The sequence below is a fragment of the Rheinheimera sp. WS51 genome (genome assembly GCF_050936095.1).
Taxonomy (GTDB): Bacteria; Pseudomonadota; Gammaproteobacteria; order Enterobacterales; family Alteromonadaceae; genus Alishewanella.
The window spans coordinates 134,634-146,339 of sequence record NZ_JBOTRC010000007.1 but is presented as its reverse complement, the minus strand read 5'-3'; the positions used below and the strand labels follow the sequence as shown (position 1 = coordinate 146,339).

Below are 11,706 nucleotides of genomic sequence, written 5' to 3'. Positions count from 1 at the left end.
AATAATCCAACAGAAGATAACAGCAGTGATCAAACTCGGCCCTCAATTAAAAAAGCCTATATTGCTGGTTTTATCACTAACGGTTTAAATCCAAAAGCGACGTTATTCTTTTTATCTTTATTTGCGGTGGTAATAGCACCAAGTACGCCTTTTAGTTATAAATTAATATATGGTCTATATATGGCTTTAGCTACGGCAGCATGGTTTAGCTTTTTATCTTTTATATTAACTCGCAGCAAAGTACGACACTTTTTATTAGCTAGAGGGTATTGGTTTGATCGTGTCATGGGGGTGTTGTTACTAACATTAGCAATACATTTGATCATTAGTAGTTTTAATTAGTTTTAACCTACAGCTACACAGATAGATTAAGGTTAACTTGCCATCAGCTGGCTGCAAGTTATAATAGCCGCGATTTTAATTGCCCTGGATTTACGATCCAGCATTGCAAGAGGTTAAATATGTATATAGTTGCAGCGTTATATAAGTTTGTTCGTCTTCCTAATTATGTTGAGTTACGCGAATCAATCTATCAGCTTATGGTTCAGCATAATATTAAAGGCACTTTATTACTGGCCGAAGAAGGCATTAATGGTACTGTCTGTGGTAAACGTGCTGATATTGATGCCTTAAAAGCATGGTTTGCCAGTCAAAAAAACTTTGCTGATTTAAGTTATAAAGAGTCTTATGCCCAAGAGCCTGCTTTTTATCGCACTAAAGTTAAACTGAAAAAAGAAATTGTCACTATGGGTGTAGAGGGTATAAATCCAGCTCATATTGTTGGCACTTATGTAAAGGGAGAAGACTGGAATCAGTTAATATCTGATCCTGATACTATTCTTATAGATACCCGAAATGACTATGAAGTTAGCATAGGAACTTTTAAAAATGCAGTTAACCCTAACACCACTACCTTTCGCGAATTTCCAAAGTGGGCTGAAGAAAACCTCGATAAAACTAAGCATAAAAAAGTAGCGATGTTTTGTACCGGCGGTATACGCTGTGAAAAATCGACGGCCTTTTTAAAAGAGCAAGGCTTTGACGATGTTTATCATTTAGAGGGTGGCATCTTAAAATATTTAGAAGAAATGCCTGAAGAGAAAAGCTTATGGCAAGGAGAGTGTTTTGTATTTGATCAGCGTGTAGCAGTAAAGCATGGTTTAGAGCAGGGTAGCTATGATCAGTGCTATGCTTGTCGTATGCCGCTTTCTACAGACGAAATGGCGTCTGAGCATTATATTAAAGGCTTAAGCTGCCCTCACTGTCATGACAAAACGACTGAAGAGCAAAAAGCGTCTTTTGCCGAACGGCAACGCCAAGTAGAACTCGCTAAGCAACGTGGCGAAAAACATATTCGTGACGGTAAGCTAGAATAATCTAAGCCGAGTATATTTTAAGCCAGCATTAAGCTGGCTTTTTTGTGGGCCTAATTTATGATTAGCGTTCTAACCATTCTATTTAAAAGAATGGTTAGTGCTAAATTATGAAATATTCATTATATTAAATTAGTGTATGATGGTTTTCCAAGGAGCAAGTTATGCTAAAAAATAGTTCATCCCGATATGGGGTAATTAGTGTTTCACTACATTGGTTAATGGCTTTGGCCGTTTTTGCTTTATTTGCCCTCGGTTTTTGGATGGTAGATTTAGGCTATTATAGTCAGTGGTATCGCACAGCGCCTTATTGGCATAAAAGTGTCGGGATCCTATTAGCTATAGTGCTGTTATTACGAATTTGTTGGCGCTTTATCAGCCCACCACCTAAACCTATTGCTACTCATAAACCTTGGGAAACAAAGCTTGCTAGTTTAGCGCATTTATTATTGTATTTAGGCTTAATAATACTGGTAGTAAGTGGTTATTTAATTTCAACAGAAGATGGCAGAGCCATTACTGTATTCGACTGGTTTGATGTACCCGCTGCAGGCGCTTTATTTGCTAAGCAAGCTGATATTGCTGGACTAATTCACCAATATACGGCTTATGGCTTAATTACATTAGCGGTTTTACACGGTTTAGCCGCGATAAAGCATCATATATTAGACAAAGATCATACGCTTAAACGTATGTTTGGATTTAAACTTTAATAGGATAAATTAATTATGAAAAAGTTATTTTTAGCAGCATCTATGGCTGCAGCAATGATGGCGGTTCCAGCACAAGCTGCTGATTATGTGATTGATACAGAGGGTGCTCACGCTTTTGTTCAATTTAAAATTAATCACCTAGGCTATAGCTGGTTATATGGCCGTTTCAATACCTTTTCTGGTGATTTTAGTTATGATGCCAGTAAGTTAGCTGAGTCTAAAATCCAGTTAACTATAGATACTAGCAGTGTAGATTCAAACCATGCCGAGCGTGATAAGCATTTACGCAGTGCTGATTTTTTAAACGTAAGTAAGCACCCTAAAGCTTCTTTTGTTAGCACAAAAGTAGTAGCTAAAGGTGACAAAACCTTTGATTTACATGGTAATTTAACCTTAAATGGTGTTACTAAAGCCATTGTTATTGCAGCAGAAACAACTGGTGAGGGTAAGGATCCTTGGGGTGGTTACCGCGCTGGTTTTGCTGGAACAACAACGTTAACTTTAAAAGATTTTGCTATTAATACTGATTTGGGACCGGCATCTTCAACAGTGCAGTTGGAATTATCCGTTGAGGGTGTTCGTAAGTAAGCAGTTAAAATTACAGTAATAGGCTTAACACGGCCGAAAAACATTCGTTTTTCGGCCGTTATTGTTTTAGGATCTAATAATTTAGTTTTGCTCAGGCGTAGAGTCTGAATTAGCTTGACCAGATTTAGATTTAATAGCACTAGTTAAGCTTAATAAAATAAGATTAAAGTTTTCGTCTGCTATTTGTACAGTTGTCAGCTTACTGACTAATAGGCCAGCTTCATAATTATCCCCAGTACGATACATCAGCTGCGCTAATCGTAGCGTTGCCCAAGGGAGAATTTTATTCTCACTATCTTGATAAAACTCTAAATATTGTTGTAAGGCACTAATGCCAATTGTGGCATCTTGATCAGCAATCACCGCTAAACGACCTATATGATAAAGCGCATTATATTTATCTGTTAAATCAGTGGCATGTTCTGCTGCTTGCTTATAACTATTAAAGGCATCATCATAAATGGCTAATTCATTTTCTAACTGTGCTTTTCTCATCAATAAGCGCACAGTCGGTGGATTTGGCATCATGGTAGTAAGCAAGCTTAAGGCTTCATTTGGTTTTTTATTGTTTATTAATATTCTACTTTGTGCGAGTAAACCTTGGCTTGGATTATCCTTAGCCAATTGTTCTGCCATAGTTTGAGCTAATTCTTTATCACCCCCTGCAGCAGCAGGAGCGATGCTATAAAAGTCAATCAGAGCTTGTTTAGCTGCATAATGTTTAGCATCTAAGCTAATCGCTTTTTTTAATAATAGTTCACCACGCTTAGCGCGGTCTTTAGCTGAAAATATATTACCATCGCTAGCTAAGTGAATTTTACTTAACCCAGCTAAATAGTTTAACTCACTATTATTAGGAAATTGCTCAATAGCAAAATTTAATAAGGTATTGGCATCTTCATAACGTTGCTGATTAATTAATGCCCTTGCATAAATAGTAATCAAGCCATCGTCTTGTTTGTATTCTGGAAGTTTAATTAACTGTTGCTCTAATTCTGTAAATTGAGATTTAGCTAATAACTGTTCATAGTGCGATAAATCTGCATTAGCCAAGCTAGAGGCGATAAGTAACAACAACACTTTCATTAAAGTGCTCCATTTAACAGGGCATAAGGCATATAGTCTGCGACAACAAGAAGAAAATTACCAGATACTTAAGGGATTTCAATATTAATATCGGTTACTGGGATACTACAACAGGGTAAAAACTCACCTTGTCGAACAAAAGCTAACGGCTCATTGATGTATTTTATTGTACCAGCTAGCAACTTGCAGCGACAAGCGCCACAATAACCTTCACGACATTGATAGTTAATATCAGGTTGCTGTTGCTCTATTGATTCAAGTATTGTTCGGCGGCTACCATCAAAGTCTATGCTAACCGCCTCCTTGATATTAATCTTTAGCATCAGGTTTATAAGTCAAAGTCACCAAACTCTGTACTGTCGACTTCGTTATCAATTTGACCCACTAAATAAGAACTAATTTCGGTTTCTTGTGGAGCAACCTGAACATTATCAGACACTAGCCAAGTATTAATCCAAGGAATAGGATTTTGCGTCGTGCTAAACATAGGCTTTAAACCCAGCGCTTTCATTCGGGTATTGGTAATATATTCAACGTACTGGCATAGAATATCTTTATTTAAACCAATCATAGAGCCATCTTTAAATAAATAGCTAGCCCATTGTTTTTCTTGTTCGGCAGCAATACGGAAAATAGTATAGGCTTCTTGTTCGCATTCTTTTGCAATTTCAGCCATTTCTGGATCATCTTCACCGGCAGCCATTATATTTAAAATATGTTGTGTTCCGGTTAAATGTAGCGCTTCATCACGGGCAATTAAGCGGATAATTTTAGCATTACCTTCCATTAGCTCACGCTCTGCAAAAGCGAAACTACACGCGAAACTTACATAAAAACGTATAGCTTCAAGTACGTTAACCGACATCATACATAAGTATAAGCGTCGCTTAAGCTCACGCTGACTAATGGTCAATGTTTCACCATTAATAGTATGAGTACCTTCACCACAACGTTGGTATAGGTTAATACCATCAATTAATGAATCATAATAACGGGTTACATCTTCCGCACGCTCTAATATTTTCTCATTAAGCATAATGTCATCGAATACTTTATGCGGCTCAGAGGTGATATTACGGACAATATGAGTATAGCTACGGCTATGAATTGTTTCGCTAAAGGCCCAAGTTTCAATCCAAGTTTCAAGCTCAGGTAACGACACTATTGGCAAAAAAGCCATATTAGGCGAGCGGCCTTGTACCGAGTCAAGTAGGGTTTGATATTGTAAGTTGCTAATAAAAATATGTTTTTCGTGCTCGGGTAAATTTTGAAAATCAATTCTATCTTTACTAACGTCAATTTCTTCTGGACGCCAGAAAAAGCTAAGTTGCTTTTCAATAAGCTTTTCAAAAATACCAAACTTTTGCTGATCATAACGCGATACATTAATTGCGTTACCAAAGAACATGGGTTCTTTTAATTGGTCATTAACATTTCGATTAAAAGTAGTATACGGCTTAGCCATGTCTATTCCTGATTATCCTTAAAAGCAAAAACGGGTGCAAACAGGCACCCGTAACTGGTTATTAAATTTTACATGCACCGCCAGCGCAATCATCTTCAACTTCAGCTTGCATATCATCTTGAATATCTGAAGCACCATCACGGGTATTATGGTAATACAAGGTTTTCACGCCTAACTTGTACGCGGTAAGTAAGTCTTTTAATAATATTTTCATAGGAACTTTGCCGGCAGAAAATTTATTAGGATCATAACTAGTATTAGCAGAGATAGCCTGGTCAACAAATTTTTGCATAATGCCAACTAATGATAAGTAACCATCATTAGTTGGGATATCCCATAATAGTTCATACTGATCTTTAAGACGGTCATACTCTGGAACAACTTGCTTTAAAATGCCGTCTTTACTGGCTTTAATACTAATGTGGCCTCGTGGTGGCTCAATACCGTTGGTCGCATTAGAAATTTGCGATGAGGTTTCTGATGGCATTAAGGCCGTTAGGGTTGAGTTACGTAAGCCATGAGTTGTTATCTCAGTTCTTAGTTGTTCCCAATCTAATTGCAACGGCTCTGCACAAATTTTATCTAAGTCTTTTTTATAGCTATCTATTGGTAAGATGCCGTCTGCGTATGTTGTTTCAGAAAACTTTAAACAAGGGCCAAATTCTTTCGCTAATTTGCTTGAAGCTTTAAGTAGGTAATACTGAATAGCTTCAAAAGTACGATGAGTTAACGCATTGGCCGAACCATCAGAGTATTTCACGCCATTTTTAGCAAGATAATAAGCATAGTTAATAACGCCAACGCCTAAGGTACGACGATTCATAGTGGCATGATAAGCTGCCGGGATAGGGTAGTCTTGATAGTCTAATAAGCTATCAAGCGAACGTACTGCAAGCTCTGCTAATTCTTCTAATTCAGATAAGTCTTCAATAGCGCCTAAATTAAAGGCAGATAAAGTACAAAGAGCAATCTCGCCATCAGGGTCGTTAACGTTATTTAAAGGCTTAGTAGGTAAAGCAATTTCTAGGCATAAATTACTTTGTCTAACTGGGGCAACTTTAGGGTTAAAGGGGCTATGGGTATTACAGTGGTCAACGTTTTGTAAGTAAATACGGCCGGTACTAGCACGTTCTTGCATAAATAAGGTAAATAACTCAATGGCTTTAATACGTTTTTTACGAATACTGCTATCGGCTTCATATTTTACATATAGCTGCTCAAACTTTTCTTGATCTTCAAAAAAAGCATCATATAAGCCAGGTACATCTGATGGGCTAAATAAGGTGATATAATCGTCTTTAATTAAACGGCTATACATTAAACGGTTAAATTGCACTCCGTAATCTAAGTGACGAACACGGTTTTCTTCAACACCACGGTTATTCTTTAATACCAGTAAAGATTCAACCTCTAAATGCCATAGCGGGTAGAATAGAGTTGCTGCACCACCACGTACCCCACCTTGTGAACAACTTTTAACGGCTGTTTGAAAATGTTTATAAAACGGAATACAGCCGGTATGAAAGGCCTCACCATTACGAATAGGGCTGCCTAATGCACGAATTCTGCCGGCATTAATACCAATACCAGCACGCTGGCTAACATATTTAACAATAGCACTTGATGCTGCATTTATTGAATCTAAGCTGTCGTCACATTCTATTAAAACGCAAGAGCTAAATTGACGAGTAGGGGTACGCACACCCGCCATAATCGGGGTAGGTAATGACAGCTTAAATAATGAACAAGCATCGTAAAAACGGCGGACATAATCTAAACGCGTGTCTTTAGGGTAGTTAGCAAATAAACAAGCTGACACCAGCATATATAAAAACTGGGCACTTTCGTATATTTCGCCGCTGACACGGTTTTGAACTAAATACTTACCTTCTAATTGCTTAACTGCTGCATAGCTGAAGTTTAAATCACGGCTGTGGTCTATATAGCTATCTAATTGGGCTAACTCAGCTTGGCTATAATCTTCTAAAATATGTTGATCATAGCGATTACCTTCAACCATCTTAACTACATGTGTATACAACGCTGGTGGCTCAAATTGACCATAAGCTTTTTTACGTAAGTGAAAGACAGCTAAGCGAGCAGCTAAATACTGGTAATCAGGACTATCTTTAGAAATTAAGTCAGCTGCAGATTTAATTATCGTCTCATGAATATCTTCAGTTTTAATACCGTCATAGAATTGAATATGCGATTTCAATTCAACTTGAGAAACCGATACATTAGATAAACCTTCAGCGGCCCAGGTAATTACCCGATGAATTTTATCTAAATCTAAAGGTTCACGCCGGCCGTCACGTTTTGACACGTAAAGAGATTGAGTCATCGCTACAGAATTCCATTTTTTGATTAGTGATATAGTTTCACACAAGTATAAACGGAGAATATAACCGCAACTTTTGATGTTGCATTACACAACATATAGGTGAAATCTAAAATGTGATCACAAGATAGTGTGTTCCAGGACTTAAATCAAGGCGAACAATGCCTTTTTAGAATAGTATTTTTTGTCAAGCCTCAAAGGCAATTTATTTCTAAGATTACTGGCCAAACTGAGCTTTTGCAAGTGATGAAAAGTGCTAAGTGTAAATGGTTAGTAGCTGCTAACCCCCTTAGTTCGACACAGCGAAAAGCCTGTACTTAGCAAGGGGGGATTTGAACAAATAAATAAAAAAATTATTCTGGTTTTTTCGCCACTACGATGTAATTAACATCAACCCCTGGGCCGGTTTTAAAGCTTTCGGTTAACGGGTTATAATGTAAACCTGTCGTATCAACGACTTCAAGTCCAGCCTGTTCGATATAGCGCATTAATGTAGAAGGGCGGATAAACTTTTTAAACTCATGGGTGCCTTGTGGTACTAGCTTTAATACGCGCTCTGCTGCAACTATGGCTAAAGCCCAAGCTTTCCAACTTTTATTTAAAGTTGAAAAAAACAACCAACCACCTGGTTTAGCTAAATCTGCGCAAGATTGAATAACGGATAATGGCTCTGGCACATGCTCTAGCATTTCCATACAGGTAACAATATCAAACTTGCCAACATGCTCAGAAGCAAACGCTTCAGCCGTACTCTGTTGATAGTTTACTTCTACGCCCATTTCTAATGCATGCAACTTAGCAACAGTAAGTGATTCTTGTGCCATATCTATAGCACTAACTTTAGCACCTGCGCGCGCCATGCTCTCAGCTAGGATACCACCACCACAGCCAACATCGACGATAGTTTTTGCAAATAGCCCTTCAACCTGATCGCTTATGTAGCTTAAACGCACTGGGTTTAATAAATGTAACGGTTTAAATTCACCTGCGGGATCCCACCAGCGAGAGGCGATATCATTAAATTTAGCAATTTCTGCTGGATCTACATTAGTATGAGTGGTCATATATAGTTACCTAAGTATTTTTACCCATTATAAGGCCTTGATCTGTTTCAGCAAACGCTTGTATAAATTTTTACGTCAACTTATGCTAACACTGAAACATGGCAAGCTTTATTTTATGTGGTAGAATCACGTGTTGTCTCGCTGTTGATAATACAGATAAAAGCGAGTTATCTATCTGATTTAAGGGAAATTAGCGTTTTATGACAGATCTGGCCAAAGAAATAGTTCCTATTAATATCGAAGATGAGCTAAAAAACTCTTATCTCGACTATGCGATGAGTGTCATTGTTGGCCGCGCCTTACCAGATGTAAGGGATGGTTTAAAACCAGTACATCGTCGCGTTTTATTTGCGATGAAAGAGCTCGGTAATGACTGGAATAAAGCCTATAAAAAATCTGCCCGTGTGGTAGGTGATGTAATAGGTAAGTATCACCCTCATGGTGATATTGCTGTTTACGATACAATTGTGCGGATGGCACAACCCTTTTCGTTACGTTATATGTTAGTTGATGGTCAAGGTAACTTCGGTTCAATTGACGGCGATTCTGCTGCAGCCATGCGTTATACCGAAGTGCGCATGTCACGCTTAGCCCATGAATTACTGGCTGACCTTGATAAAGAAACAGTTGATTTTGTACCTAACTATGATGGTACAGAAATGATTCCTGCGGTAATGCCCACAAAGATACCCAATTTATTAATTAATGGCTCATCGGGTATTGCTGTTGGTATGGCAACTAATATACCCCCGCACAATATTAATGAAGTGATTAACGGATGTTTAGCACTTATTGCCAATCCAGATATAGAATTGCATGAATTAATGCAACATATCCCAGGCCCAGATTTTCCAACTGCAGGTATTATTAACGGTCGAAAAGGCATAGAAGAAGCTTATCGTACCGGCCGTGGCAAAGTGTATATTCGAGCTAAAACTGAAATAGAAACTGATGAGAAAACTGGACGCGAAACTATTATTGTTAACGAGATCCCATATCAAGTTAATAAAGCACGTTTAATTGAAAAAATTGCCGAGTTAGTAAAAGAAAAGCGCATTGAGGGAATTTCTGCTTTACGTGATGAGTCAGATAAAGACGGTATGCGTATTGTTATTGAGCTTAAGCGCGGTGAATCTTCAGACGTTATGCTAAATCACCTATATCGCAACACGCAAATGCAAGCGGTATTTGGTATCAATATGGTAGCGCTAGATAACGGCCAACCAAAACTACTTAGCTTAAAAGAAATGCTTGAGTGTTTTGTATTGCACCGTCGTGAAGTCGTTACCCGTCGTACTGTTTTTGATTTACGAAAAGCCCGTGACAGAGCCCATATCTTAGAAGGCCTAGCTATAGCGCTGGCGAATATTGATGAAATTATTGAGTTAATTAAAAAGTCTAATAACCCAGCAGAAGCAAAAGTTGCTTTAGTCGAGCGCGGTTGGTTGCTAGGTGATGTTAGCGCTATGCTTGAGCGTGCAGGGCAAGATGCTGCGCGTCCAGAATGGTTAGAAGAACATTTTGGTATTCGTGATAACCAATATTTCTTAACTGAACAGCAAGCTCAAGCTATTCTAGATTTACGCTTACATAAGTTAACTGGTTTAGAACATGAGAAAATTCTAGACGAATACAAGCAATTACTAGAGCTAATTGCAGAACTACTTTATATCCTAAATAACCCAGCGCGTTTAATGGAGGTTATTTGCGAAGAGTTAGAGGCGTCTAAAGTGCAATACGGTGATGAGCGCCGCACTGATATTCAAGACAATATGCTTGATATCAATATGGAAGACTTAATTACTGAAGAAGACGTTGTAGTAACACTTTCTCACTTAGGCTATGCAAAATACCAAGCTTTATCTGATTACGAAGCGCAACGTCGTGGTGGTAGGGGTAAAGCGGCAACAACAGTAAAAGATGAAGACTTTGTTGATAAGCTATTAATTGCTAGTACTCATGATACGATTTTATGCTTCTCTACACGTGGTCGTATGTATTGGTTGAAGGTGTATCAGTTACCATTAGCAAGCCGTACTGCGCGTGGTAAACCAATTATTAATATACTGCCACTTGAAGATGGTGAGCGCATTAATGCCATTTTACCTGTTCGCGAATACGAAGAAGGTAAATATGTCTTTATGGCAACTGCGAATGGTACCGTTAAAAAGACAGCATTAACTGAGTACTCTCGCCCAAGAGCAAACGGTATTATTGCGGTTAACCTAAATGAAGGTGATCACTTAATTGACGTTGGTTTAACCGATGGTAACAGCGAAATCATGTTGTTCTCAGACGATGGTAAAGTGGTTCGTTTCGCGGAAGATCAAGTTCGTAGCATGGGTCGTACCGCTACAGGTGTTCGCGGTATTCGTTTACGCGAAGGCGGCTCAGTTGTGTCATTAATTATTCCAAACGGTGATAGCCCAATATTAACCGTGACTGAAAATGGTTATGGTAAACGTACTGCGCTTTCTGAATACCCAGCTAAAAACCGTGCGACTCAAGGTGTAGTGTCAATTAAAGTCTCTGAGCGTAATGGCTTAGTGATTGGCGCAGCTCAAGTTAACGAGCTAGACGAAATAATGATGATTTCAAACCGTGGTACCTTAGTACGTACTCGTGTTAGCGAAGTATCTGAAGTGGGCCGTAATACTCAAGGCGTTATTCTTATTCGTACCGCAGAGCAAGAGAAAGTTGTCGGCTTAGCAAGAATTGATGAAATTCAAATAACCGAAGATGATTTTATTGCAGAAGGTGATGAATCAGCGGATGCGACTGAAGCCTCAGCGACTGTTACAGAAGATGCTGCTGCACAAACAACTGCAAATTCAGATCAGAGCAGTCAACAAACTGATGAAACTGAAGATCCAGCTCAGTAAGTAAAGCTAGTCGATAAAAAAGCGAGCGCAATTAGCGCTCGCTTTTAGTTTCCAGTCTTAAAAATACATCCAACATAAGCACTAAGGCAAAGCAGTACTTTAGTGTTTACATTAAGTATATTGGGTTGATATTTATTAAATATTAAACCTAAAACAAGTGAACCAACCATAACAAATAGTGCAATCCGTTTGGT

At 38.4% G+C, this 11,706-nt stretch carries 10 protein-coding genes; 5 read left to right on the top strand and 5 right to left on the bottom strand.

Annotated features, from left to right (window positions below; translation table 11 throughout):
* The 4 genes from ACRCA4_RS10190 to ACRCA4_RS10175 form a co-directional block, all read left to right on the top strand.
* A partial coding sequence (locus ACRCA4_RS10190; RefSeq protein WP_433187811.1) for a LysE family translocator occupies positions 1–342 on the top strand: 342 nt, incomplete at its 5' end.
* Between the two features lie 119 nt (positions 343–461).
* Complete coding sequence (locus ACRCA4_RS10185; protein ID WP_433187808.1) at positions 462–1,376, top strand: rhodanese-related sulfurtransferase; 915 nt, start codon at positions 462–464, stop codon at positions 1,374–1,376.
* 161 nt (positions 1,377–1,537) lie between these two features.
* Complete coding sequence (locus ACRCA4_RS10180; RefSeq protein ID WP_433187805.1) at positions 1,538–2,086, top strand: cytochrome b; 549 nt, start codon at positions 1,538–1,540, stop codon at positions 2,084–2,086.
* Between the two features lie 15 nt (positions 2,087–2,101).
* The gene (locus ACRCA4_RS10175) at positions 2,102–2,674 is read left to right on the top strand and encodes a YceI family protein (protein WP_433187802.1); all 573 of its coding nucleotides are present in this window, start codon (positions 2,102–2,104) and stop codon (positions 2,672–2,674) included.
* Between the two features lie 81 nt (positions 2,675–2,755).
* On the opposite strand, the gene ACRCA4_RS10170 is transcribed toward ACRCA4_RS10175, so the two are convergent.
* The 5 genes from ACRCA4_RS10170 to ubiG all read right to left on the bottom strand — a co-directional run bounded on the left by ACRCA4_RS10170 (position 2,756) and on the right by ubiG (position 8,630).
* Entirely contained in the window at positions 2,756–3,760 is a 1,005-nt protein-coding gene (locus ACRCA4_RS10170) for a tetratricopeptide repeat protein (protein ID WP_433187799.1), read from the bottom strand.
* 68 nt (positions 3,761–3,828) lie between these two features.
* A complete protein-coding gene (gene yfaE / locus ACRCA4_RS10165) occupies positions 3,829–4,083 on the bottom strand; it encodes a class I ribonucleotide reductase maintenance protein YfaE (RefSeq protein WP_433187796.1) in 255 nt (84 codons plus the stop codon).
* 5 nt (positions 4,084–4,088) lie between these two features.
* On the bottom strand, positions 4,089–5,225 hold the full coding sequence (gene nrdB / locus ACRCA4_RS10160; RefSeq protein WP_433187793.1) for a class Ia ribonucleoside-diphosphate reductase subunit beta: 1,137 nt from the start codon (positions 5,223–5,225) through the stop codon (positions 4,089–4,091).
* Between the two features lie 61 nt (positions 5,226–5,286).
* Complete coding sequence (gene nrdA, locus ACRCA4_RS10155; RefSeq protein ID WP_433187790.1) at positions 5,287–7,569, bottom strand: class 1a ribonucleoside-diphosphate reductase subunit alpha; 2,283 nt, start codon at positions 7,567–7,569, stop codon at positions 5,287–5,289.
* Between the two features lie 350 nt (positions 7,570–7,919).
* Entirely contained in the window at positions 7,920–8,630 is a 711-nt protein-coding gene (gene ubiG / locus ACRCA4_RS10150) for a bifunctional 2-polyprenyl-6-hydroxyphenol methylase/3-demethylubiquinol 3-O-methyltransferase UbiG (protein WP_433187787.1), read from the bottom strand.
* 200 nt (positions 8,631–8,830) lie between these two features.
* Between ubiG and gyrA the strand changes: the two genes are divergently transcribed.
* A complete protein-coding gene (gene gyrA, locus ACRCA4_RS10145; protein ID WP_433187784.1) occupies positions 8,831–11,512 on the top strand; it encodes a DNA topoisomerase (ATP-hydrolyzing) subunit A in 2,682 nt (893 codons plus the stop codon).
* Positions 11,513–11,706 lie beyond the last annotated feature (194 nt).

Bases quoted from the DNA above. Each gene is read 5' to 3' on its own strand.
- ACRCA4_RS10185 (WP_433187808.1), top strand. From the start codon at position 462: ATGTATATAGTTGCAGCGTTATATAAGTTTGTTCGTCTTCCTAATTAT.
- ACRCA4_RS10180 (WP_433187805.1), top strand. From the start codon at position 1,538: ATGCTAAAAAATAGTTCATCCCGATATGGGGTAATTAGTGTTTCACTA.
- ACRCA4_RS10175 (WP_433187802.1), top strand. From the start codon at position 2,102: ATGAAAAAGTTATTTTTAGCAGCATCTATGGCTGCAGCAATGATGGCG.
- ACRCA4_RS10170 (WP_433187799.1), bottom strand. From the start codon at position 3,760: ATGAAAGTGTTGTTGTTACTTATCGCCTCTAGCTTGGCTAATGCAGAT.
- yfaE (WP_433187796.1), bottom strand. From the start codon at position 4,083: ATGCTAAAGATTAATATCAAGGAGGCGGTTAGCATAGACTTTGATGGT.
- nrdB (WP_433187793.1), bottom strand. From the start codon at position 5,225: ATGGCTAAGCCGTATACTACTTTTAATCGAAATGTTAATGACCAATTA.
- nrdA (WP_433187790.1), bottom strand. From the start codon at position 7,569: ATGACTCAATCTCTTTACGTGTCAAAACGTGACGGCCGGCGTGAACCT.
- ubiG (WP_433187787.1), bottom strand. From the start codon at position 8,630: ATGACCACTCATACTAATGTAGATCCAGCAGAAATTGCTAAATTTAAT.
- gyrA (WP_433187784.1), top strand. From the start codon at position 8,831: ATGACAGATCTGGCCAAAGAAATAGTTCCTATTAATATCGAAGATGAG.